20 protein-coding genes and 1 tRNA gene are annotated in these 25,304 nt (G+C 48.5%); 8 read left to right on the top strand and 13 right to left on the bottom strand.

Features of this window, described 5'->3' with window-relative positions:
• Nucleotides 1–7: 7 nt before the first annotated feature.
• Both folK and folB read right to left on the bottom strand, forming a co-directional pair.
• Nucleotides 8–514, bottom strand: a complete 507-nt coding sequence (gene folK / locus CF168_RS05450) for a 2-amino-4-hydroxy-6-hydroxymethyldihydropteridine diphosphokinase (protein WP_089067241.1) — start codon at nucleotides 512–514, stop codon at nucleotides 8–10.
• Nucleotides 515–569: 55 nt separating this feature from the next.
• Nucleotides 570–920 carry a dihydroneopterin aldolase gene (folB, locus tag CF168_RS05445; protein WP_089067240.1) on the bottom strand — a complete coding sequence of 117 codons (351 nt, stop codon included), beginning with the start codon at nucleotides 918–920 and terminating at the stop codon, nucleotides 570–572.
• Nucleotides 921–1,181: 261 nt separating this feature from the next.
• Here folB and plsY point away from each other — a divergent pair, with 261 nt between their 5' ends.
• Nucleotides 1,182–1,793 (top strand): glycerol-3-phosphate 1-O-acyltransferase PlsY, encoded by a 612-nt coding sequence (gene plsY, locus CF168_RS05440; protein ID WP_086903110.1) that lies wholly within the window; start codon nucleotides 1,182–1,184, stop codon nucleotides 1,791–1,793.
• Between the two features lie 92 nt (nucleotides 1,794–1,885).
• Here the strand turns inward: plsY and tsaD are convergent, their stop codons facing one another.
• On the bottom strand, nucleotides 1,886–2,902 hold the full coding sequence (gene tsaD, locus CF168_RS05435) for a tRNA (adenosine(37)-N6)-threonylcarbamoyltransferase complex transferase subunit TsaD (protein ID WP_011623654.1): 1,017 nt from the start codon (nucleotides 2,900–2,902) through the stop codon (nucleotides 1,886–1,888).
• A 214-nt stretch (nucleotides 2,903–3,116) separates the two neighbouring features.
• On the opposite strand from tsaD, the gene rpsU reads away from it, so the two are divergent.
• The 5 genes from rpsU to CF168_RS05410 all read left to right on the top strand — a co-directional run bounded on the left by rpsU (nucleotide 3,117) and on the right by CF168_RS05410 (nucleotide 7,942).
• Nucleotides 3,117–3,332, top strand: coding sequence for a 30S ribosomal protein S21 (rpsU, locus tag CF168_RS05430; RefSeq protein WP_006080725.1), 216 nt, complete (start codon nucleotides 3,117–3,119; stop codon nucleotides 3,330–3,332).
• A gap of 6 nt (nucleotides 3,333–3,338) precedes the next feature.
• Nucleotides 3,339–3,782, top strand: coding sequence for a GatB/YqeY domain-containing protein (locus CF168_RS05425; protein WP_011717923.1), 444 nt, complete (start codon nucleotides 3,339–3,341; stop codon nucleotides 3,780–3,782).
• Nucleotides 3,783–3,865: 83 nt separating this feature from the next.
• Nucleotides 3,866–5,590 (top strand): DNA primase, encoded by a 1,725-nt coding sequence (gene dnaG / locus CF168_RS05420; RefSeq protein WP_089067239.1) that lies wholly within the window; start codon nucleotides 3,866–3,868, stop codon nucleotides 5,588–5,590.
• Between the two features lie 135 nt (nucleotides 5,591–5,725).
• Nucleotides 5,726–7,576 carry an RNA polymerase sigma factor RpoD gene (gene rpoD / locus CF168_RS05415; protein WP_089067238.1) on the top strand — a complete coding sequence of 617 codons (1,851 nt, stop codon included), beginning with the start codon at nucleotides 5,726–5,728 and terminating at the stop codon, nucleotides 7,574–7,576.
• Between the two features lie 289 nt (nucleotides 7,577–7,865).
• Nucleotides 7,866–7,942, top strand: a tRNA-Ile gene (locus CF168_RS05410).
• Nucleotides 7,943–8,169: 227 nt separating this feature from the next.
• Here CF168_RS05410 and CF168_RS05405 read toward each other — a convergent pair.
• Nucleotides 8,170–10,290 carry a methyl-accepting chemotaxis protein gene (locus tag CF168_RS05405; protein WP_089067237.1) on the bottom strand — a complete coding sequence of 707 codons (2,121 nt, stop codon included), beginning with the start codon at nucleotides 10,288–10,290 and terminating at the stop codon, nucleotides 8,170–8,172.
• 419 nt (nucleotides 10,291–10,709) lie between these two features.
• Between CF168_RS05405 and CF168_RS05400 the strand changes: the two genes are divergently transcribed.
• On the top strand, nucleotides 10,710–12,260 hold the full coding sequence (locus CF168_RS05400) for a peptide MFS transporter (RefSeq protein WP_089067236.1): 1,551 nt from the start codon (nucleotides 10,710–10,712) through the stop codon (nucleotides 12,258–12,260).
• A gap of 370 nt (nucleotides 12,261–12,630) precedes the next feature.
• The gene (locus tag CF168_RS05395; protein ID WP_240520064.1) at nucleotides 12,631–13,689 is read left to right on the top strand and encodes an LLM class flavin-dependent oxidoreductase; all 1,059 of its coding nucleotides are present in this window, start codon (nucleotides 12,631–12,633) and stop codon (nucleotides 13,687–13,689) included.
• Nucleotides 13,690–13,741: 52 nt separating this feature from the next.
• On the opposite strand, the gene gabT is transcribed toward CF168_RS05395, so the two are convergent.
• The 9 genes from gabT to CF168_RS05350 form a co-directional block, all read right to left on the bottom strand.
• A complete protein-coding gene (gabT, locus tag CF168_RS05390; protein ID WP_089067235.1) occupies nucleotides 13,742–15,019 on the bottom strand; it encodes a 4-aminobutyrate--2-oxoglutarate transaminase in 1,278 nt (425 codons plus the stop codon).
• A 102-nt stretch (nucleotides 15,020–15,121) separates the two neighbouring features.
• Nucleotides 15,122–16,570, bottom strand: a complete 1,449-nt coding sequence (gene gabD, locus CF168_RS05385; RefSeq protein ID WP_089067234.1) for an NADP-dependent succinate-semialdehyde dehydrogenase — start codon at nucleotides 16,568–16,570, stop codon at nucleotides 15,122–15,124.
• 56 nt (nucleotides 16,571–16,626) lie between these two features.
• Complete coding sequence (locus tag CF168_RS05380) at nucleotides 16,627–17,913, bottom strand: NAD(P)/FAD-dependent oxidoreductase (protein WP_089067233.1); 1,287 nt, start codon at nucleotides 17,911–17,913, stop codon at nucleotides 16,627–16,629.
• A 293-nt stretch (nucleotides 17,914–18,206) separates the two neighbouring features.
• Entirely contained in the window at nucleotides 18,207–19,022 is an 816-nt protein-coding gene (locus CF168_RS05375) for an ABC transporter permease subunit (protein ID WP_011623664.1), read from the bottom strand.
• Nucleotides 19,019–19,924 carry an ABC transporter permease subunit gene (locus CF168_RS05370; protein WP_011623665.1) on the bottom strand — a complete coding sequence of 302 codons (906 nt, stop codon included), beginning with the start codon at nucleotides 19,922–19,924 and terminating at the stop codon, nucleotides 19,019–19,021. The genes CF168_RS05375 and CF168_RS05370 overlap by 4 nt, the downstream gene beginning before the upstream one ends.
• A complete protein-coding gene (gene potA, locus CF168_RS05365; protein WP_011623666.1) occupies nucleotides 19,921–21,057 on the bottom strand; it encodes a polyamine ABC transporter ATP-binding protein in 1,137 nt (378 codons plus the stop codon). Before potA ends, CF168_RS05370 begins: the two co-directional genes overlap by 4 nt.
• Nucleotides 21,058–21,216: 159 nt before the next feature.
• Nucleotides 21,217–22,317, bottom strand: a complete 1,101-nt coding sequence (locus CF168_RS05360; RefSeq protein WP_041408839.1) for a polyamine ABC transporter substrate-binding protein — start codon at nucleotides 22,315–22,317, stop codon at nucleotides 21,217–21,219.
• 616 nt (nucleotides 22,318–22,933) lie between these two features.
• Nucleotides 22,934–24,289, bottom strand: coding sequence for a glutamine synthetase family protein (locus CF168_RS05355; protein ID WP_011623668.1), 1,356 nt, complete (start codon nucleotides 24,287–24,289; stop codon nucleotides 22,934–22,936).
• 1 nt (nucleotide 24,290) lies between these two features.
• Nucleotides 24,291–25,052 (bottom strand): gamma-glutamyl-gamma-aminobutyrate hydrolase family protein, encoded by a 762-nt coding sequence (locus CF168_RS05350; RefSeq protein ID WP_089067232.1) that lies wholly within the window; start codon nucleotides 25,050–25,052, stop codon nucleotides 24,291–24,293.
• Nucleotides 25,053–25,304: the final 252 nt, after the last annotated feature.

The raw sequence follows: 25,304 nt of genomic DNA, 5'->3' as shown, positions 1-25,304 counted from the left end.
CTATCAATCAATTAAAAAGTGAGCCATGAGGCCATTCAAAGGCTACCGGCCATAGCTTTTGCGACGCTTTATCATATTCATCCCACATTACGGCATAGGTTTTCTGCTGCAATGGGTGAACCAAATCGGGGGCGATTTCCGCTAAAGGCCAAAGCACAAAAGCATTAGTAACAATTTCGGCGCGGGGCAGTACCACAGGGGTCTGACAAACGACATCATCGTAAAGCAATAGGTCAATATCTAAGGTTCTTGGACTAAACTTTTTGGCCCCCACCAACCGGCCGTGATTTTGCTCGATTTGCTTAAACTGCGCAACTACCTCAGCAATATTCAGGCTCGTTTGTGCACAGGCCACCATATTTAAAAAGTTAGTGCCATCAAACCCTACGGCTTCACTCTCATACATAGAGGAAAGCTGCAGTGGACCAAAGTACTCTCGTAATGACTGCAAGCCCGCCTTCAGATAGCGAGAAGGTTCTATATTACTGCCTAAACTAATGTATATAAGTGCCATACCAATGTCCGAACCGTCCGCCTAACTAAGCTAAAACCCGAATCTAGAGTAACGACTAGCGTGAGCGTTCAATCTCAACCCCAACGGCAGAGGCCGAAGGCACAGCGCCGGGTTTCATCACCACGACTTTCACCCAATTGACCTTAAACTCGTTGAGCACACATTCGGCCACTTGTTCAGCCACGGTTTCGATTAACTCGATAGGCTGTTCGGTGACGAGCTGAGTCAGGCGGTTCGACACCGTTTCATAGCAGAGTGCGTATTGATAGTCGTCGGTTGCCGCAGCGGCCTTATTGTCCCAAGCCATGTCGAGATCCAAAAACAGGCTCTGCTGGATTTTCTTTTCCCATTCATAGACGCCAATCACAGTATCAATACGTAATTGTCGAATAAGCACTTTATCCATACTAATTCCTACTAACTCATGCCAATGAGGTCTGATAAGCTAAACGCGATAGAGTCTGTATAATCCGCCGTTCGATGGAACGACTAATTTACTTTCTACTCGGACCAATCCGAAGTAGGATAACGCCCAAATGGATTTGTTCGTTCAGAAACTATCGCAACTTGATAAGTCGCGTTATCGCTATCGCTTATGACTGAATGCTTGCCAAGAGGCTGTTTAATTGTGGCGCGATAATACCTTAAGACGTGTAAGGAAACCAATGTGAGTCAATTAACACTGACACTTTTGATGATTGTGGCCGCCTATTTAGCCGGTTCTGTCTCAAGTGCTGTGCTAGTGTGTAGGATGAGAGGCCTACCCGACCCAAGATTGCAAGGCTCTGGTAACCCCGGAGCCACCAACGTGCTGCGCATTGGCGGCGCAAGCTCGGCTGCCATGGTGTTATTTTTCGATATGCTTAAGGGCGCCTTACCCACTTATCTTGCCTATTTAATGGGAATTGACGCCATATCCCTCGGCCTGATCGCCATCGCCGCCTGTCTTGGGCACATTTATCCGATATTTTTTGGTTTTAAAGGTGGCAAAGGCGTGGCGACGGCTTTTGGTGCCATGGCGCCGATTGGCGATGACTTGGCCATCTGCTTGATGGCTTCTTGGGTTGTCTTAGTCCTGATCAGTCGCTACTCTTCCCTCGCTGCGATTATTACCGCCCTACTGGCACCACTTTATACTTGGTGGCTAGATGACAGATTTACGATTCCCGTCGCTATGCTCTCAACGCTGATTATCATCCGCCATAAAGAAAATATTCAGCGGCTGCTGAAAGGTGAAGAGTCTAAAGTGTCACGTAAAAAGCGTCCTAAAACACCTTAGTCACGCAACACCATAGTGACCAATCCAAGAGAACAATAAAAAACAGCGCATGATGCGCTGTTTTTTATTGTTCTTATTTGGCTCGCGATAACTTACGCAACTGGCGGTAAGGTATCGAGCGGCCATCTCGGTTGACCTTTGACCGCTAAGTCTTCCTGTTGCCCCGCCTTCAAACGCTGCAGGCCTGCAAAGGCAATCATAGCGCCGTTGTCAGTACAAAACTCACCACGTGGATAATAAACTCGGCCACCGATAGAGGTCATCATCTCGGCCAAGGTTTCCCGTAGGCGCGTGTTGGCACTCACGCCACCCGCGATCACTAAACGGTTATAGCCAGTTTGTTTTAACGCGCGGCGACATTTAATCGCGAGCGTATCAACGACCGCTTCTTCAAAGGCGCGGGCGATGTTCGCTCGGGTTTGCTCATCATCGGGCTCGGCGGCAATGGTATTGGCGGTGAAGGTTTTCAGGCCTGAGAAGCTAAAATCGAGACCGGGTCTGTCGGTCATTGGGCGCGGAAATTGATAACCTGCTGGCTCACCTTTGGCGGCAAGTTTTGCAAGCCGTGGACCGCCGGGATAATCCAGCCCCATCAACTTAGCCGTTTTATCGAAGGCTTCACCGGCGGCATCATCCACCGACTCACCTAAGACTTCATAAAGGCCGATACCATCAACCTTTACTAGCATAGAGTGGCCACCAGACACTAACAGTGCCACAAAGGGAAACTCAGGCGCATCGTCTTCCAGCATTGGCGCCAACAGATGCCCTTCCATATGATGCACACCGATGGCGGGTTTGTTCCAAGCAAAGGCAAGTGAGCGACCAACACAAGCGCCCACTAATAAAGCACCGATAAGGCCAGGGCCTTTGGTGTAGGCAATACCATCTAAATCGGCAATTTCGGTATTGGCGTTTTTCAACGCTTGGCGGATCAGCGGGACAATTTTGCGCACATGGTCGCGGGAAGCCAGTTCAGGCACAACCCCACCATAATCCGCATGCAACTTAACCTGACTATATAAAGCATGGGAAAGTAACCCTAGCTTATCGTCATAGACGGCAATACCTGTCTCGTCACAAGATGTCTCAATACCTAGAACCCGCATGGTGCCTCATATCCAAATTACCAAAGGGTGCTAATTCTACCTGTATGATGACAATTACTCCAGTCACCGATCATCATATTCCCCTAGCCAAACCCGCCACAAAGGATTAGGGCTTTACAAGCCTAGTTGTCTCGGTATAAAATTCCGCACCATTTTAAATACACTTGGTTCAAGCAATTGAACCACACAACCTACACCTAAGGGGTGATGGCGTATGCCAATTATTAAAGTACGTGAAAACGAACCATTCGACGTAGCTCTGCGTCGTTTCAAGCGCTCTTGTGAAAAAGCTGGTATTTTAGCTGACGTGCGTGCTCGTGAATTCTACGAGAAGCCAACTACTGCACGTAAGCGCGCTAAAGCAGCTGCAGTTAAACGTTTAGCTAAAAAGCTTTCTCGCGAAAACGCACGTCGCGTACGTTTATACTAATCTCTTATGAGCCTAATTGATCAGCTAAAAGACCATATGAAACAGGCCATGATCGCCAAAGAGAAGGCGAGATTGAGCACTATTCGTATGGCACTTGCAGCCATCAAACAGATTGAAGTGGATACCCGCGAAACTCTGAATGATGAGCAGGTTATAGCTGTCTTAACCAAAATGGTGAAACAACGTCGCGATTCGATTGCTCAATATGAAGCAGCGGGTCGTAGCGAGCTGGCCGCAGCAGAAGCAGAAGAGATTCAAGTTATTGAAACTTTCCTGCCAACTCCCCTCTCTGAGGCGGAAATTGCCGCGTTCATCGATGCCGCTATTGCTGAAATAGGCGCATCCTCCATGGCGGATATGGGCAAAGTAATGGGAGCATTAAAACCTAAAGTTCAAGGACGTGCAGACATGGGCGCTATCGGCGCTATGATCCGTGCAAAATTGCAATAATTAGCGTTTCAATGTATGAACAAGCCGTGCCTATGCGCGGCTTGTTTGTTTAAATTCGCGCAAGGCGAGATTTTAAGCACTCAATGGCAATACCTCGTGATTTTATCAATGAGCTAATCGCTCGCACCGACATTGTCGAACTTATCGACCGCAAGGTGCCCTTGAAAAAGGCGGGTAAAAACTACTCGGCCTGTTGTCCTTTTCATAGCGAAAAATCACCTTCGTTTACCGTTAGCCGCGATAAACAGTTTTATCATTGTTTTGGCTGCGGTGCCCACGGCAACGCCATCGATTTTGTGATGGAGTACGACAGACTCGACTTTGTCGATGCCATCGAAGATCTTGCCGGACAACTGGGCTTAGAAGTCCCAAGGGAACAAGGCACGGGTAAACGCCAAGACGATGGCCTAAGCCGTGATCTATACCAATTAATGGAAGAAGCGAGCCGCTTTTTTCAAACTCAGTTAAGACAACACCAAGATAAACAAAAAGTCATCGACTACCTCGCCTATCGCGGATTATCCGATGATATTGTTGAGCATTTTGGGATTGGTTTTGCGCCCGACGGTTGGGATGGTTTATTAAGCCGCTACCGACACAGTCAAGATGCACAGGATAAACTCCTGACCGCAGGCATGCTGATCAGCAATGACAGCGGTAAAAGATACGACAGATTCCGTGACCGCCTGATGTTTCCTATTCGCGACCGCCGTGGTCGTGTGATTGGATTTGGTGGCAGAGTATTGGGAGATGGCACCCCCAAGTACTTGAATTCGCCAGAAACGCCCATATTTCATAAGGGCAATGAACTCTACGGCCTATACGAGCTAAAACAACGTCATCGCGATCCCGATAAGGTACTGATTGTCGAAGGCTATATGGACGTGGTCGCCCTCGCCCAATATGGAGTGGATTACGCGGTTGCCTCACTAGGCACCTCGACGACGGCCGAACAATTCCAGTTGTTGCTACGTAGTGCCAAGGAAGTGATTTGTTGTTATGACGGCGATAGAGCCGGTAATGAGGCCGCTTGGCGCGCCTTCGAAACCGCTTTACCCCTACTCAAACCTGGGGACAAAGTGCGTTTTATGTTTTTACCTCAATCAGAAGATCCGGATTCAATGGTTCGTAAGATTGGTAAGGACGCATTCGAGCAAATGATGGAAAGTGCCATCACGCTGCCCGAATTTTTGTTTGATACATTAGCGACGAAATTTGGTACCGATAAAGGTAACTTAGCCAAACAAGCCTTTGGCCTAATTGAAAAAATTCAAGATACTGTGCTGCAAAACCTGCTACTTGAGAACTTAGCTCACAAGTTAGGCATGAACAGCTCAGACGATATGAAGAAAAAACTGGGTTTTAGTGTCAAACAAACTAAGCCCGCAGTATCAACAGGACTCAAAGGACGCGGTACACCATTGCGACTTGCCATCGCCTTGTTAGTGCAGCATCCCGAGCTGGGAGTGGGATTATCCCCACAACCGGCATTAAACCATCTGCAAATGCCAGGCATCGACTTGCTGCCATTGCTGTTGGAATTAACACGAGAGCATAGGTTAAACAGCGCACAACTACTTGAGCAATTCAGAGACAGCCCCCACAGCGGGACGCTGCATAAATTAGCCCAATGGGACCATCAAGTGGCGGATGAAAACCTGCTCGAAAAGTTTAAACAGACCCTGGTTTGGTTGAACAATCAATATATTGAACAACGATATCAGGAATTGAGTCTAAAACAGACCCATACTAAGGAAGAGAAGATCCAGCTGCAGAAGCTGATCTCAGTCATGAAAGGACTAAACTGAGGCAAAAATGTCCTCAATCAGTATCCCAGTGACTAGCACAGGTAAGTGCACATGGCTATAATTGACGATTTGCGCGGCACTTAGCACAAGCTAACTGTCCGTCGTTGTAACAGTTTCCCAACTTGGATGATATCTATGGATCATACTCCGCAGTCGCAACTCAAGCTGTTGCTTGCCAAAGGTAAAGAGCAAGGTTACTTAACCTATGCAGAAGTGAACGATCACTTACCTGCAGACATGGTCGATTCTGACCAGATCGAAGATATTATCCAGATGATAAATGACATGGGTATTCGGGTGTTCGAAGAAGCACCAGATGCCGATGACATGATGATGTCGGAAGACAACACAGACGAAGATGCAGCGGAAGAAGCCGCAGCCGCCCTTGCCACAGTAGAAAGTGAGCTAGGCCGCACTACAGACCCAGTGCGTATGTACATGCGCGAAATGGGTACCGTTGAACTGCTGACCCGTGAAGGCGAAATCGTTATCGCCAAACGCATCGAAGAAGGCATCAACACAGTTCAAAGCTCTGTCGCCGAATACCCACAAGCGATCGCCATGATCCTTGAGCAGTACGACCAGTACGAAGCCGACGAACTGCGCCTGTCTGATATTATCTCTGGATTTGTTAACCCGGACGAAGAAGACTTAGGTCCAACAGCGACTCATATCGGTTCTGAATTATCGGAAGAAGATCTCGATGATGAAGATGACGATGAAGACGATGAAGATGAAGACGGTGATGGCGACGGTGATGACGATGGCAACAAGGGTCCCGATCCTGAAGAAGCGCGTGAACGCTTTAGCCAATTAAGAACCGCCTACGAAAACGCGCTTAAAATCATCGATGCCAAAGGTCGTGAACACCCAGAATCGATTCAAGCACTGTTTGAAATCGGCGAGATTTTTAAAGAGTTCCGCCTCGTACCTAAGCAATTCGACCGCTTAGTGAAAAGCATGCGCTCTATGATGGACCGCGTGCGCGTTCAAGAGCGTCTACTGATGAAGCTCTGTGTCGAACAGGCCAAAATGCCGAAGAAGAACTTCGTTAAATTCTTCACCGGTAACGAAACCAATTTAGATTGGTTCGATGCAGAAAAGAACTCAACCAAGCCTTATGCCGAAGGCTTAAGAATGGTTGAAGAAGACGTACAGCGTTGCCGTAGCAAGCTGGCCGCCATCGAAGAAGAAACCGGCTTAGTGATTGCCGCCATTAAAGATATCAACCGTCGTATGTCAATCGGTGAAGCCAAGGCTCGCCGTGCGAAGAAAGAAATGGTTGAGGCAAACTTACGTCTGGTAATTTCTATAGCTAAGAAATACACCAACCGTGGTCTGCAATTCTTGGATCTTATCCAAGAAGGTAACATCGGTCTGATGAAGGCTGTAGATAAGTTCGAATACCGTCGTGGTTACAAGTTCTCGACCTATGCGACTTGGTGGATCCGTCAGGCAATCACCCGCTCAATCGCTGACCAAGCCCGTACGATCCGTATTCCAGTACATATGATCGAAACTATCAACAAGCTGAACCGTATCTCTCGCCAAATGCTGCAGGAAATGGGTCGTGAACCGTCTCCTGAAGAACTGGCAGAGCGTATGATGATGCCGGAAGATAAGATCCGTAAGGTACTGAAAATCGCTAAAGAACCTATCTCCATGGAAACCCCAATCGGTGACGATGAAGATTCGCATTTAGGTGATTTTATCGAGGATACCACCCTCGAATTACCACTGGACAGCGCCACCAGCGAAAGCCTGAAGAGCGCCACCCATGAGGTATTAGCAGGCTTAACGGCCCGTGAAGCGAAAGTACTGCGTATGCGTTTTGGTATCGACATGAATACCGACCACACGTTAGAAGAAGTGGGTAAACAATTTGACGTAACTCGTGAGCGTATCCGTCAAATCGAGGCGAAAGCTCTGCGTAAACTGCGCCACCCTTCACGTTCGGAAATCTTAAAGTCGTTCTTAGACGAATAGTCAACCGAAGCCTCGATTCTAAGCCCCGCCTAGCGGGGCTTTTTATTGCCCCATTAACATCCCCTAAAATCCCCGCTGAATATCTATTGTTAAGCTCTCTTTCAAAATCAAATGGTTAAAAATCACTTCCCCACTCAGACGACATGAAATCCCTAAGCAAAAACCACAGTTGATTAACAGATAACCACTTGAATCAATTCGGTGAATTTCATCAAAAAACACGGGTGACAAGCGCAAACAAGCTTAGTATACTGCCACTCGCTTTAGGTAATGACGATTGCCTTTAGTCGGCCCCTTAGCTCAGTTGGTTAGAGCACACGACTCATAATCGTTAGGTCCACGGTTCAAGTCCGTGAGGGGCCACCACCCAATTCAACAAAAAAGCCCATTTAATAATGGGCTTTTTTGTGTCTGTTATCTGTCGATACTCATTCATCCCCACACGCTTCATTTCCGATAACCAACTCAAACGCGATTTCGATTTGTCTCTTTAGGCTATTGCTAGAATAAGATTAAAAATAAAGGCGCTGAGTGAAGTCCACTTAAGCGCCTTGATACCTTTTCCTTGCGCACACTGTGCAAGACCCCTCGATTTAGGTCTTTAACTTACCTAATTGTTGATGCTGCTGTTTCACCAGTTCGGCGAGGACCACACTGCTTTGCTGCGCTTCACCCGCAAGGCGCGCCAGCTCCGAGGCCGAATCGGAAATGCCGGTGATATTACGGTTAACTTCTTCAGTGACCGCGCTTTGTTCCTCCGCTGCGGCGGCAATATGCGTCACCTGAGAAGAGATTTCTTCTATCTGACTGACCATAGAGTTAAGCGAGGTGAGCGCTTGCTCGGTTTGCGACACGGCCATTTGCGCACGCTCAGCACCTTTATCAATAATGCCAGAGGCACTATTCACCTCTTGCTGCAAGGCATCGATTAGCACACTGATATCATCGGTCGAACTTTGGGTTTTAGAGGCAAGCGCCCTCACCTCATCGGCCACCACAGCAAACCCCCGCCCTTGTTCGCCGGCCCGCGCCGCCTCAATTGCAGCGTTCAACGCCAGCAAGTTGGTTTGCGCGGCAATTGAGCTAATCACCTCGAGAATACGGCTGATATTGGTGCTACTTTCAGCCACTTTGCTCACGGCCACTTTCGCCTGCATCGACTCCTGCGACATTGTGGTCACGTATTCCATAGCCTTAGTCAGGCTCTCTTCGCTGAGGCGTACATTACGGGACATGGCTTCGGTTTCCGCAGCCGTTTGCTCAGAGGCTTTGGCCACTTCAAGCGCCGTGGCACTCATCTCATTGACCGCGGTTACCACGCTTTCGATTTCGCCATACTGACGATGGACACTATCGCGAGTCAATTCCGCAATTTGCGCCGAAGAGAGACTTTCCTCCTGGGTGCGTCCCGCGAGCGTTTTTAACTCACTGATCAAGTCTTTTAACTTATGGATAAAGGAGTTAAAGCCTTTACCCAGTGCAATCAGTTCCGCATGGGCATCGACCACAATGGATTGGGTTAAATCACCATCGGCACTGGCCAAGTGTTCAACACGGCCTTGGATCATCCTCAGCGGTGCAATAATGCTGCGGATCACTATGCTGATGGTAACCACGGCCAGAATAGACACGGCTAAACCGACCATCAACAAGATGCTGCCAAGGGATGTGGCCATTTCATCCATTTTGTCATTCAACTCAATGGAACTCTTAAAGGCTTGAGCTTTAGGGACTTGGATGGCCAATGACCATTCCGCTTTCGCCAGTGGGATTTTTATCGGATAGGCCACGATAATCTCATCATCGCTTGCCATGTAACCGCCATTTTTATGTAACGCGACTATCTGTGACGCGAGCTTAGGGTCGATAGATTCGCTCAGAGGACGCGCTTTTTTGCTGTAATGGCTCGCGGCGACCACTAAACCACGGGTACTCAGTAGGGTCACTTTAGCTTGACCGCCATAGAGGCTCTTGGAGAGCTTATCAATCAGCGCTTGAAACACGGGCAAGTTCACGTCGACGCCCACCACCCCGATGAACTGTTTATGTTTCACCACTGGGACGGTTAAGGATGTCATCAAAGCCGTATTACCAGGGCTGATTTCATAGAGATAAGGTTCCATTAAACAAGGTTTTAGGGTTTCCTTGGCGCAGAGATACCATTCGGCTTCACGGATCCCAAACTCGTTTAAGGTCGAGACATATTTCTCAGCTGAGTCATCCACTTGATGATGTTCGACCGTACCATCATCGTTGCGAGTGTAATACACCTCCAATGCCCCCGATGATGCGACGCTGTGGCTAACCTCAACATTTAAAAATTCACTGTCGAGCCCGTCGTAACCATTAGGCTCAAACTGCGCATACATGGAGGATATCTGGTTGTTTTTCTTTAATACCGCCGCCACGGCCAGCTCTAAACGGTCACGCTTTAATGGCAGATCTTCCGCCGTGCTCTCCAACATGCCGGAAAAGGAAAACGGGATCCGATAGGCTTCATTGATAAAGCCCGCCACCATCTCACCATATTCGCCCGCACGGGCTTCGAGTTTGTCACGGGTTTCCGTTTGTAGTGTCTCTTGAACCTGATTAGACAGCTCGGTGTTTTGGTCCGAAAGGGTCCACCAGAGGCTGATGGAGAGAATGGCGACAATTGAGAGGAATAAGGCGGAAGTGATCCACAACAACTTAGTACTGATGGACAAATGCTTCATCGAGTAAACTCCAAAAAATAGAAGGTCAAGAGCCTAATTATTTTGATCTAGTTCATTTTTATTTTTGCTTCTCAGTTTAAAAAATAGCACTCAGTCACGAGATTACCAGCCTTTAAGATAGTGAATTGTTAAGCGTAAGTAAAACTTTTAACTGACTCCTTTTCGGCAAATCGTAGAATTATTTCGGTTAGCTGAGAGTTTGATATTTATCGTGAAACGCCATGCTCTGACATGACTCAACTCACAATAAGCGCCGCGAGTTGAGCACTCTTTTTTTTACAAAAATTAATTCCAGATTAAAAATGCCCATTTCATTTGTAACAAAGTCTATTCTGTAGCGTTGTGGCATTGGTTTGCACAGACTATCGCCTTATACTCTTGGCCTCTAACACAAAACAACAATAACGGAAGCAAGCTTTATGACTCTTGGTACCAATCAGGTAAGCAAGACACATTCGTTTATGACTGTGTCACTTATCGAATTATGGGAACGTTTTGGTTATTACGGCATGCAGGCGCTGATCGTGTACTTTATGGTGCAGCGTCTTGGCTTTGATGACTCCCGTGCAAACTTAGTTTGGAGTGCCTGTGCGGCGCTGATTTACGTGTCACCAGCCATCGGTGGTTGGGTTGGGGATAAAATTCTCGGCACCAAACGCACTATGCTGCTCGGTGCGGGGATTTTGTCGGTAGGTTATGCATTGATGACAGTGCCGACCGAAAACACTTGGTTTATGTTCTCCGCACTTGGGGTGATTGTGGTCGGTAACGGCCTATTTAAACCCAATGCGGGTAACTTAGTCCGTAAGATTTACGAAGGTGACGATTCTAAAATCGATAGCGCCTTTACCATCTACTACATGGCAGTAAACGTAGGTTCGACCTTCTCTATGCTGTTAACACCTTGGATTAAGGATTATGTTAACGCGCAATACGGTAACGAATTTGGCTGGCATGCCGCCTTTGCCGTGTGCTGTGTGGGCTTAATAGTCGGCTTAGGTAACTATGCCCTGATGCACAAGAGCCTCGCCAACTATGGCTCAGAGCCTGATACTCGCCCAGTCAATAAGAAGAACTTGGCTATCGTTTTAGTATTAGCGGCGCTTTCCGTTGTTGCTTCTGCCATTATTCTTGAATATGAAGATGTTGCTCGAGTGTTCGTGTATGCCGCGGGTGTGGCGGTATTAGGGATTTTCTTCCACTTAATTCGTACCAGTGAGCCAAGTGAGCGTGCCGGCCTTATCGCGGCGCTAATCCTCACAGTGCAAACGGTATTCTTCTTTATCTTCTATCAACAAATGTCGACCTCTCTGGCCCTGTTTGCGCTGCGTAACGTCGATTGGGATTTCCAAGTCTTTGGTACCCATTTGTGGACTTGGTCTCCTGCACAGTTCCAAGCATTGAACCCAATCTGGATCATGGTGTTAAGCCCAGTGTTGGCTTGGAGTTATTCATGGGCAGGTCGCAATAATAAGGACTTTTCGATTGCCGCTAAGTTCGCCTTAGGTTTTGCGGTTGTCGCGATTGGCTTCTTTATCTATGGTTTTGCTGGCCAATTTGCCGTTGAGGGTAAAACCTCTTCTTGGGTGATGATTTGGGGTTATGCCTCTTACTCACTCGGTGAACTGCTGGTGAGTGGTCTTGGTTTAGCCATGATCGCCCGCTATGTACCGGCTCGCATGGGCGGCTTTATGATGGGCGCCTATTTCGTGGCATCGGGTATTTCCCAGTACTTGGGCGGCGTTGTGGCTAACTTTGCCAGCGTGCCACAGGACTTAGTCGACCCGCTGCAAACTCTGCCAGTCTATACCAATCTATTCAATAAATTAGGTATTGCTGCCGTGGTCTGTACTTTTATCGCCTTAGCCGTATTACCGCTGATGCGCCGTTTGACCGAAAGTCATCACGCCCATAACAGTATTGATGATAACGCGGCGGCCTCACTACGTGATGTGAAAGCCGAGCAATAATCCTTCACTCACATAAGTTATATGTGAATGATAAAAACTGCCGACAAGCCACGCTTGCGGCAGTTTTTTTATACCTTTAGGTTACTGCTCATCACCAAACAATCTGAACTTTCTGTGCCGATTTTTCATGCATCTGCTTGGGATAAGGCTTTCGCTCCTGTTTGCAAAAACTAAGATGTTCGGTTCCAATTTTAACTCAGTGTTAAGCTCAAGCCTTGAGCTTGTTTATCATTGATACGTCACCATATCCTAGGGTAAGACTTCATCAGCACTGACAGAACAATCGCTTTAGTACCCACCACATTCATCCGTGGGCGGCCAAATAAAGCCGCTGCCACAGAGCTGACTCACGCAAAGAGGCGCTTAATTTATGGCTACATCATCCACATCAACCTCATCCGCCGCCCCATCGCAGGCTGTACCTGCGGCTAAATCTCCCCTGGCGGATATTCCCTTTTCACTGTTAGAGCTTGCCCCGGTTCGCCATGGCGCCAGTATCGGAGACACGCTACGCGCCAGCCTGCAATACGCTAAGGTTGCCGATGACTTAGGTTTTAATCGATTCTGGTTTGCAGAGCACCACAATATGCCCGGTATCGCCAGCGCCGCGACATCGGTATTAATTGGCTATATTGCCGAGAATACTAAACGCATTCGCGTTGGCGCGGGCGGGATTATGCTGCCCAACCATGCGCCCCTAGTGGTTGCCGAGCAGTTTGGTACACTCGAAAGTCTTTATCCTGGGCGTATCGATTTAGGGCTTGGCCGCGCGCCAGGGAGCGATCAAATTACCAGCCGCGCCCTTAACCGCGATATGAGCCGCGCGGAGCAATTTCCCGCCGAGGTGAGCGAGTTACAAACCTTACTCGGCGACTACAATGGCCACCATCCCGTTAGAGCGATTCCCGGCGAAGGCACCCATGTACCGATTTGGCTACTCGGCTCGAGCCTGTTTAGCGCCCAGCTTGCGGCGCAGCGTGGCTTACCCTATGTCTTTGCAGGGCATTTTGCGCCAAGATTCCTCTACGATGCGATTGAGATTTACCGCCGCAACTTTAAGCCATCTAAGGTGTTGGATAAGCCCTATGTCATGCTTGGCCTGCCACTAATCGCTGCCGAGACGGACGCCGAAGCCGGATACCTGAGCACCACCTCCAAGCAACGGGTACTTGCGCTGATCCGTGGTGAAGCGCTGTGGTTAAAAACGCCCGTGGAGAGCATGGATGGCCTGTGGAGCGAGCAGGAAAAAACCTATGTCGATAACTTCTTAGGCTTATCCGTCACCGGAGGCCCCACCACCATCAAGCACCGCTTAGAGATGATAGTGAGGGAGCTGGGTGTCGATGAGTTTATCTTTACCAACGATTTGTATGATCAGGACAAACGTGAGCGCGCACTGCAAATCCTGATGGAGATAAAAGGAACTTAAGCGTTAAACCACGCCATAAAAAATCCCGCCTAAGCGGGATTTTTTATGGCTATTAACCTTTTAACACGGCATCGAAGCAGGCTTTAAGAATGCCCAACCCCGCTCCTAGCTGCTCATCTGGCACTGTCAATGGCACCAATATACGCAGCACGTTTCCGTAAGTGCCACAGGAGAGGAGGATCAATCCTCGGTTTCTTGCCTCGGCTAAGATTTGGGCACAGTACTGAGGAGCAGGTTTACCATCCTCCATCAATTCAATGGCGATCATCGCCCCTAGACCACGCACATCGGCGATTTGAGGATGTTCAACCTGCATAGTATTTAGCGCCGACTTAATGCGCTCGCCAATTGCATTGGCACGTTCAAGCAGCTTTTCCTCTTCAAACACCTCAAGTACGGCAAGCGCTGCCGCACAGGCCAGCGGATTACCGCCGTAGGTACCGCCAAGGCCACCGGGACCGATGGCATCCATGACTTCAGCTTTACCCGTAATACCTGAAAGAGGGAAACCACCGGCAATGGATTTAGCAAAGGTCGTGATATCGGCGCTCACACCCATTTGCTCCATGGCGAAGAAGGTCCCGGTACGACCCGCCCCCGTTTGCACTTCATCGGCAATCAACATAATACCTTCACGGTCGCAAAGCGCACGTAAACGCTGCATAAAGGCTGGCGATGCAGCATAGAATCCACCCTCACCCTGCACAGGCTCGAGGATGATGGCCGCGATATCGCTCGGCTCGGCATCGTTTTTAAAGATACGTTCGATAGAGGCCATCGCATCATCATCGGACACGCCGTGCAGCACACAGGGGAACTCGGCGCGGAACACATTAGCCGACATTAATCCCATACCTTTACTGTAAGGCGCGACCTTTCCCGTTAATGCCAGCGCCGCCATAGTGCGACCATGGTAACCCGAGGTAAAGGCAATCACGCCCGCCCGCTTAGTGTATGCACGAGCCACTTTAACCGCGTTTTCAACCGCCTCTGAGCCGCTGGTGAATAAGGCCGTCTTCTTGGCAAAATCCCCCGGCACTAACTGATTGAGTTTTTCACAGACTTGAATATAACTTTCGTAGCCAAGCACCATAAAACAGGTGTGGGAGAAGTCCTCAAGCTGCGCCGCAACGGCCACCTTCACCTTAGGATGTAAATGCCCAGTGTTGAGCACAGCAATACCACCCGCAAAATCGATAAACTCTCGACCTTCAACATCCCACACGGTCGCGTTTTCGGCGCGAGCAGTAAAAACAGGATGAATTTGACCAACACCGCCTGCGACTGCGGCTTGGCGACGTGCCATCAATGAATCATTGGTTGTGCTCATTTAGTATTCCTTGCTCGCGTGCCTAACTTGGCTATACACAAATGTCGATAACAATGCCTATGCCCAAAGGGCTACCACTGGCGGTCTATTCCAAACTGATGCTTAAACAGACATACAGATATATTTGATTTCTAAATATTCTTCGATGCCGTACTTAGAGCCTTCTCGGCCAAGTCCTGAGGATTTCATTCCGCCAAACGGCGCGACTTCGGTGGAAATCAACCCAGTGTTGACGCCCACCATGCCGTATTCCAATGCCTCGGCCACTTTCCACACGAGTGAAATATCACGGCCATAAAAATAAGCCGCCAAGCCAAACTCGGTATCATTGGCTTGCTTAATCACATCGTCAACATCGGTAAACTTAAACAGCGGCGCCAGTGGACCAAAGGTTTCTTCACGGGCGACACGCATACTGCTATCGACATGTGTCAGTACCGTGGGCTCGAAGAAGTTGCCACCTAAACTATGGGGCTTGCCGCCCGCAACCACCGATGCCCCTTTACTCAGCGCATCCTCAAGATGGCTCTGGACTTTTTCGACCGCCGCGCGATTGATGAGCGGGCCCGTAGTGACGCCTTCAGAAATCCCCTCGCCCACCTTTAATTTGCCCACGGCAATGCTGAGCTTGCAGGCAAATTCATCATACACGCCCGCCTGAACATAAATGCGGTTAGCGCAGACACAGGTTTGCCCCGCATTGCGATACTTAGCGATCATGGCGCCTTCAACCGCCGCATCGATATTGGCATCGTCGAATACGATAAATGGCGCGTTACCGCCTAATTCTAAAGATAATTTTTTCAGAGTCGGCGCGCATTGCTCCATCAACTTAATACCCACTTGGGTCGAGCCGGTGAAAGACAACTTACGCACGACTGGGTTGCTGCACATCTCATTACCAATACCGATAGCATCGCCAGTGATCACACTGAACACACCCGCGGGGATCCCGGCACGCTCGGCAAGCACGGCTAAGGCTAATGCGGTAAAAGGCGTTTGCGGCGCAGGTTTCACCACCATAGTACAACCGGCAGCCAGTGCTGGCGCGGCTTTGCGGGTGATCATCGCCGCAGGGAAGTTCCAAGGAGTAATAGCCGCTGTCACGCCCACGGGCTGCTTGATCACCATGATACGTTTATCGCCCTGATGCCCAGGAATCGTATCGCCATAGACGCGCTTCGCTTCTTCGGCGAACCATTCGATAAAGGAGGCGGCGTAGGTGACTTCACCCTTAGCTTCGGCGAGGGGTTTGCCCTGCTCAGTGGTCATCATTAGCGCTAAGTCATCACTGTTTTCATTGAGTAATTCAAACCAGCGACGCAGCTTGGCACCACGCTCTTTTGCGGTAAGTGCTCGCCATGCGGGCAAGGCAGCTTCGGCTGCCGCAATCGCCGCTTGCGTTTCGGCTTGCCCCATCACAGGGACACTGGCGATCACCGCGCCCGTCGCGGGATTGGCGATAGCGACAGTTTCTTTTGACTGCGCATCGCACCATTGACCATTGATATAACATTGCTGACGCAGCAGACTCGGGTCTTTTAACAACACAGGAAATTCCTCTCGCGGCGAGGTAATGCCTTACCTCTTATAAAAATTTATATAAATTAGATACCTAATTTATCTCTTAGACTGTAATACCATGCCCCCAGCGCACTAAAAGGCACACGTAAGGCGTGACCGCCGGGGAAGGGGTAATGGGGCAGCGCCGCAAAAGCATCGAAACGCGTGGCTTGACCATTGAGCATTTCGGCAATTAACTTGCCTGCCAAGTGGGTATAAGTGACGCCATGGCCGCTACAACCCTGTGAATAATAGATATTTTTACCAATACGGCCGACCTGTGGCAAACGCGATAAGGTCAATAAAAAGTTACCCGTCCAGGCATAATCAACCTTAACCCCTTTTAACTGCGGGAAAGTTTTGAGCATATTCGGGATGATCAGGGATTCGATATCCGCAGGATCGCGGGCACCATAAACAACACCACCGCCGTAGATCAGACGCTTATCGCCAGACAGCCTGAAATAATCGAGCAGATAATTACAGTCTTCGACGCAGTAGTCTTGGGGCAACAGACTTGCAGCCAACTCTTCGTCCAAGGGCTCTGTGGTGATCACTTGGGTGCCGCAGGGCATAGATTTGGCTTGCAATTCAGGCATGAGTTTACCGAGGTAAGCGTTACCCGCCACCACCACAAACTTGGCTTTTACACTGCCCTTAGCGGTGTGCACCACAGGGCTATCGCCTTCATCGACCCGCAGCACCGCTGAGTCTTCAAATATCTTTCCGCCGAGGGATTCTACCGCACGGGCTTCACCCAAGGCTAAATTCAGCGGATGAATATGGCCGCCGCTCTTATCTAACATACCGCCGACATAGCGCTCAGTATTTACCACAGAACGAATGCTGTTTGCATCGAGCAGCTCAAGCTTGCCCATGTGGCCATGGCTTTCCCATAACTGCTTTTGATGGCGTAAATGGCCCATCTGCTTTTCGTTCATCGCCGCAAATACGCCGCCATCCTTTAGATCGCAGTCAATGTTGTACTTAGCGATACGTTCACGGATGATGCGTCCGCCCTCGAAGGCCATTTGTCCAAAGAGCTTGGCTTGTTCTTTGCCAACGTTTTTTTCAATGGTATCAATGTCACGGCTATAGCTGTTGACGATTTGTCCGCCATTACGCCCCGAGGCGCCCCAGCCAATTCGCGCCGCTTCGAGCACCACCACACTAAAACCCGATTCGAGTAAATGCAGTGCGGCAGACAGGCCTGTGTACCCCGCGCCAATCACACAAACATCGGCTTCAATCGATTCCTGTAAACGCGCGCGCTCAACCTTATCGTTGGCCGATGCCGCATAATATGATCCAGTGTGAGGTATGGCTGACATGATGTTCCCTTGATTTTTATGTTCATTATTTTAAACAACTATCACATCCTACACCTTCAAATCGGGAAACGCTAGCCATAAAAGCACAATAATTTACACAATGTTTGATATTTCAAACAAAGTGTCCTTGATGCCTTAAACGGATTTGAAAATTACTGTGGAGGCACAGATAAGAAGACTTGGAGGGCAGAGAGAAGGATGGCCTTGGCGATCAAGGCCATCCTTTCGCGGGAGCAAACAACTCAGTGTGTGTTCGCTCTGTGTTTGTTCACTCTGTGTTATAGCACCACTTATTAGTTCAGCGGCATACGCTCACGTTTTTCGGCGCGTCTTGCCATATACCAAGACAAGAAAGCGATTAACGACACACATAGAATAATAAGTGTCGCCAAGGCGTTGATCTTAGGCGATACCCCCAAACGCACCGAGGAGAACACCACCATAGGTAAGGTGGTCGCGCCTGGGCCTGAGGCAAAGCTTGCGATCACTAAGTCATCGAGTGACAGACTAAAGGATAACAACCAGCCCGCCACTAATGCCGGTGAAATCATGGGCACAGTAATCAGGAAGAAGGTCTTAAGCGGCGTTGCGCCTAAATCCATTGCCGCCTCTTCGATTGACATGTCTAACTCACGCAATCTTGACGACACCACCACAGCCACATAGGCCGCACAGAAGGTCGAGTGGGCAATCCAAACGGTCACCATGCCGCGCTCTTTTGGCCAACCTAAGAGATCCGCCATATGCACAAATAACAGTAGCAATGACAGACCCGTGATCACCTCAGGCATAACCAAAGGCGCAGTGATCATGTTCGACAACGTGAGCTTGGCCCACGAGCGCTTAAATCGCGTCATCACAAAGGCGGCCATAGTACCGATAATCACCGCCATGGTTGAGCTGTAAAACGCAATCCTAAGGCTGGTCCACACCGCATCGAGAATTTGCTGATCGGCAAATAACTCACCGTACCATTTAGGTGAAAACCCGCCCCACACTGTCACTAACTTAGATTCGTTAAACGAATAAATCACTAGGATCAACATAGGTGCGTACAAGAAGAACAAGCCGAACCACAGCATCACCGAAGAAAAACTCAGCTTTTTCATAGGTCTTTCTCCAAACTACGCGCCTGATAGCGATGGAATAAGGTAATAGGAATAATCAAGAGTGCCAGCATCACAATCGCCAGTGATGAGGCCACAGGCCAGTCACGGTTATTGAAGAATTCCTGCCACAGCACTTTACCTATCATCAGAGAATCTGGGCCGCCGAGCAGCTCAGGGATCACAAACTCCCCTACCGCAGGAATAAACACCAGCATAGAACCTGCAATCACCCCGCTCTTAGATAATGGGAAAGTGATTTTCCAGAAGGTATTTAAACGGCTCGACCCTAAGTCAGATGCAGCCTCAATCAGGCTCATATCTAACTTCACTAAGGTCGCGTACAGCGGCAAAATCATAAAGGGCAAATAGGCGTAGATAATCCCGATATAGACGGCGATGTTAGTGTTTAAGATTTGCAATGGCTCAGAAATGACTCCTAACCACATCAATGTGTTATTGATAATCCCCGTGTTACTTAAGATCCCCATCCAAGCATAAACGCGGATCAAGAACGAGGTCCAAGAAGGTAACATCACCAATAACAACAACACGGTTTGCAACCTTGCTGGCGCACGGGCAATGGCATAGGCCATGGGATAACCAATGATCAAACAGCCAATGGTCGAAATGAGCGCCATTTTTAATGAACTGAGATACGCGGTGTAATACAGCGAATCATCAAGTAACATCAAATAATTACCTAAATGCAGAAAGATGTTTAATACATCATCCGCATATTGGAAGGTCGCCTCGTAGGGCGGAATCGAAATCGCCGCCGTCGAAAAACTGATCTTAAGAACAATGGCAAAGGGCAAGGCGAAGAACAACAACAGCCAAGCGTAGGGGAAGCTAATCGTCCAGAAACGTCCCTTAAGCCATTTTAGTTTTGACTTCATCTTCATGATCTTAACACCACGCCACTGGTGTCCTCCCAGCTGATGAACACTTCATCATCCCATGTCGCATGGTCGGCACGGCGTTCACGGTTGGTCATACTGCATTGCACTATTTGGCCGTTTTCGAGGCGAATGTAGTACACCGAAATGCCACCTAAGTAGGCGATGTCATGCACTATGCCCTTGGCCCAGTTGTACTCGCCCTCAGGTTGCTCACGGCTGATAATGGTTTTTTCGGGGCGTACCGCTAACCACACATGCTTTTCTTCGGCACTGGTCGTTACCCCGTAACCCACATAGAAAGGCTGGGCTAAATCATTGGGTTTAATGATGAGATGGTCGACTTCGTCCACTTCAATCTCGCCGCCAAAGAGATTCACTGAACCGATAAATTCAGCAATCATGCGGCTGTTTGGACTCTCGTAAATGTCCATAGGTGAGCCAGTTTGGGCAATCCAACCGTCGCTCATAATCGAAATGCGTCCCGCCATGGTCATGGCTTCTTCCTGATCATGGGTCACCATTACACAGGTCACGCCAACACGCTCAAGAATCTCAACCACTTCTAACTGCATCTGAGTACGCAGCTTTTTATCCAGTGCGCCCATAGGCTCATCGAGTAGCAATAACTTAGGACGTTTCGCGAGGGAGCGGGCTAACGCCACCCGTTGACGCTGACCGCCGGAAAGCTGATGCGGCTTACGTTTGCCATATTGTTCCATATGCACCAACTTGAGCATTTCTTGTACCCTTTGCTCAATTTCCGCTTTGGGTAACTTATCTTGCTTTAAACCGAAGGCGATATTTTGCGCGACCGTCATATGGGGAAAGAGCGCGTAGGATTGGAACATCATGTTGATGGGACGTTCGTAGGGTGGCAAATCGGTAATATCTTCACCATCGAGAAAAATCCGCCCAGAGGTCGGTCTTTCGAACCCCGCGAGCATACGTAATAAGGTCGACTTACCCGAGCCTGAGCCCCCAAGTAAAGCAAAAATCTCACCTTTATTAATCGTCAATGATACGTCGTCAACCGCGCGTACATCGTCGAACAATTTACTGACCCGCTCAATCTTAAGCAGGACTTTTTCTTGCGTCTTTGTAGTGGGTTTGTTGGTGACGCCCGAGGTGCTTGCCATAGTACTTCTCCACCCGAGTATTGATGCGACAAGGCGTTCAATACTTGAGATTTACACAATGAATTAATGAATAGAGATAAAATCTGTAGGCCGAATGCTCAAGGAGCAAGGCAATGTCTGTGCGATTAAAAGGGGCAAGCAATGCTTGCCCCATCTCGATTATTGGCCAGACTTCACTTTGGTCCAGACGCGGGTTAATACGCGTTGGATTTTCAATGGACGGATTTCGCCAATATACAATTTATCCAACACTTCTTTTGGCGGATAAATCGCAGGGTCATTGCGAATCGCTTCATCTACTAAAGGCTGTGCTGGGTCGTTAGGGTTCGCATAAGCCACATAGTTAGAGATAGGCGCAATCACTTCAGGGCGAAGTAAGTAGTTGATAAGTTTGTGAGCATTTTCAACGTTAGCCGCATCCGCAGGGATAGCTAACATATCGAACCACAGGTTCGCGCCTTCTTTTGGAATCGAGTAACCAATCTTGTTACCGTTACCCGCTTCATCGGCACGGGCCGCAGCCTGGAATACGTCACCAGAGAAGCCGAATGCCACACAGATATCGCCGTTTGCGAGATCAGAGATATAGCGTGATGAGTGGAAATAAGTCACGTAAGGGCGAATTTTTTCGAGTAATTCACCTGCTTTTTCATAGTCTTCGGCTTTCGTGCTGTTAGGGTCAAGACCCAAATAGATCATCGCCTGTGGCACCATATCATCAGCCGAATCCAGCATAGCAAAGCCACACTTAGAGATTTTTTCAGCATATTTGGGGTTAAAGATCAGCTCCATTGAATCAAATGGCGCATCTTCACCCACTGCGGCTTTCACTTTATCGATGTTGTAACCGATACCATTGGTACCCCAAAGGTAAGGCACAGCATATTGGTTGCCAGGATCAGCCTTCTCTAACTGTTTCATCAGATCGGCATTGAGGTTTTTAAAGTTGCTGAGTTTAGAGCGGTCTAGCGGCTTGAATGCGCCAGCCTTAATTTGTTTAGCGAGGAAATGGTTAGATGGAACCACGATGTCGTAACCACTGCGGCCAGACAGTAACTTGGCTTCCAGCACTTCGTTACTATCAAACACATCGTAAATCACCCGAATGCCCGTTTCTTTCTTGAAGTTTTCTAAGGTATCTTCGGCGATATAATCAGACCAGTTATATACGCGCACTACTTCTTCAGCTTGAGCAGCAACGCTTGCGAGGGCGCCCGCGGTTACTAAAGCCAAAGTCGTCATCTTATTAAATAGCTTCATGCTTTCTCCTTTCTCGGGTAGCAGAATTGCCTTTAACAATTCTGAAATTGTGTCACCGACCATCTGCTCGGTTATTGTTGTTATTCTCGACCAATGCTACACCTTAAAAACCGCATCGGCAGTCTCTACAGCACCATAATGCCTTCATCTCTAGGTGGCTGCAATGAATGGGAGTATCAGATTTCATGCCAAATTTGTCGATTTACCCACTTGCATTAACAAGCACAAAAAAAGACTAGATATTTGTACGCCCTACATCTTGCAACATTCAGGCAAATGCCTCAAGCCCCTAGAAAAACCGCTGAAACCATCTCAGGAAAACTCTTTTAAACCTTAACTAACAGCGAGTTACAAATCGCCTCATTCAAATAAATTTATGTATTGGCAACCAAGGTACAAAATCATCATCGCTTTGAGTTCATTGAATGAGATTTCACTGCGCGACTCAGTTACCGTAAAGCATACGTAAGCATTTCAATTTAAAAGCACTCTGCACCAAAGTTAAGCAAACTCACCGAATTGGTACAGAGTATTTTTACTGATTGTTCAAATATTCCCACTATCTTGACCCTAAACCCGTTAAGGCCGTGACAGTTTTGAACAAAAACAGTGCAAATTACACACTGAGTAACAGGAACTCACGCTCCCACGAACTCACGACACGGCGGAAGTTTTCAAGCTCGGCCTGTTTAACCGCCACAAAGCCGGTGGTAAAGGCTTCACCTAAATATTCCTTACAGGCATCGCTCTCTTCCATCGCCGCTAACGCTTCTTCTAAGGTTAACGGCAGGCAATGTGGATTGTTGCTACGGCTTTCGTTCGATTTACCCTGCACTGGTGTTGAAGGTTTTAACCCTTCCACCATACCGATGTAACCGCAGAGTAAGCTCGCCGCGATGGCTAAATAGCAGTTTGCATCCGCCCCAGGAATACGGTTTTCAATGCGGCGGTTTTGCGGTGAAGACTCAGGAATACGCAGGCCGCAGGTTCTGTTCTCAACGCCCCATTCCAAGTTTACTGGCGCAGAGGTGCCCGGTAAGAAACGACGGAACGAGTTGGCATTAGGTGCCATCAACGGCAGGAGTTCAGGAATAAACTTCTGTAAACCAGCGATGTAGCTTAGGAATAATGGGCTTTGAGTACCGTCTTCATTGGTGAAGATGTTTTTGCCCGTTTCCTTATTAATCACGCTTTGATGAATATGCATGGCACTGCCTGGCTCATCAGTCACAGGTTTAGCCATAAAGGTGGCGCACACATTGTGCTTTAATGCCGCCTCACGCAGGGTGCGCTTGAATACAAACACCTGATCCGCAAGAGATAATGGATTACCGTGGCTGAAGTTAATCTCCATTTGCGCTGGGCCGTCTTCGTGGATCAGCGTATCGATATCTAAACCTTGCAGCTCGCACCAGTCGTACATATCTTCGAAAAGCGGGTCGTATTCGTTAGCCGCATCAATCGAGAAAGACTGACGTCCCGCTTCGGGTCTGCCCGAGCGGCCAATTGGTGGCTTAAGGGGTAAATCGTGGTCATCGCTACGACTGGTAAGATAAAACTCCATTTCAGGTGCAATGACTGGCTCCCAGCCTTTTTGCTCGTATAGCGAAAGCACTTTCTTCAATACGTTACGTGGCGATAATTCGATGGGATTGCCCATTCTGTCGTAGCAATCGTGGATCACTTGAGCAGTGGCTTCAATGGTCCAAGGCAGCATAAATACGGCATTTTCATCGGGGACACAGACAAAATCGATGTCGGCATCGTCGAGCAAGCTGTAATAAATATCATCGTCGACAAAGTCACCGGTCACGGTTTGCAGCAACACGCTTTCGGGTAAGCGCATGCCTTTTTCATCGAGGAATTTATCCACTGGGGCAATTTTTCCGCGGGCGATACCTGTCATATCGCTGATAACACATTCGACTTCTGTGATTTTTCGTTCTTTTAAAAAAGCGATTAGCTTATTCATTTTATTTCACTCGAGTTGTAGCCCTACGACGGCATGCATCACCAAAGGCATTGAATATAGAGAGGAAAAATGGGTTTTCACTCACCTTCCATTCAGGATGCCATTGCACACCGAGGGCAAATTCATTTGCGTCTATAACGGAGAAGGCCTCCACTAGACCATCTGGAGCATAAGCTTCTGGCCGCAACCCAATCCCAAGACGCTCCACGCCCTGAGTATGTACAGAGTTTACCTCTGCCGAGTTACGGCCCCAGACCTCGTAAATGACCCCCCCAGGCTCCACAGTGATACTGTGGGATGGCCCATATTGCACCTCTAACGAGGCCTCTTTATCTTCTCTGTGTTCAATAAAACCGCCCACTTCGTGCAACTTCTGATGCAGACTGCCACCAAAAGCTACGTTCATCTCTTGAAAGCCACGACAAATCCCAAGCACAGGCACACCCGCCGCAATGGCCGCACGGATAAGCGGTAAGGTGGTGGCATCGCGTTTGGGATCGTGGTGAGTACCGACTTCACTCGGTTCACCCGCATAGAGATGGGGTTCAACGTTCGAAGGCGAACCAGTAAAGAGAATGCCATCGAGACTTGCCAGAATCGCCTCTATAGGTTGTTCAGCACCTAATGAGGGGATCACTAAGGGCCAGCCCTTAGCACCATTCACTACACCTAAGAGGTATTTTTCACCAACAATATTAAAGGGATGTGATCCCAATTGTTGATTACACGCAATAACACCAATAAGGGGCAACTCGACAGACATAACTCACCTTCACCTTGAATGACTGCATAATGAACATGTTAAGTTTTGATGTTCATTTTTTCACACAGTACACCGAATTTTAACCTCAGGCAAGAGGTTAAACACTTGTTAATGATCGTTTAGTTGCAAGACAGCATTTTGGGATGTAATACAGGAAATTAGGGGGTGTTGTGTTGTCAGAGGGTAACAGAATCGGCTTATAGCGGTTGTTTATGATGAAAATTAGGCAAAGATAATTAGAGCTGATTTAGA

This window comes from Shewanella bicestrii (genome assembly GCF_002216875.1).
In the GTDB taxonomy this organism is placed as follows: Bacteria; Pseudomonadota; Gammaproteobacteria; order Enterobacterales; family Shewanellaceae; genus Shewanella; species Shewanella seohaensis.
This window is presented reverse-complemented; position numbering and strand designations above follow the sequence as displayed.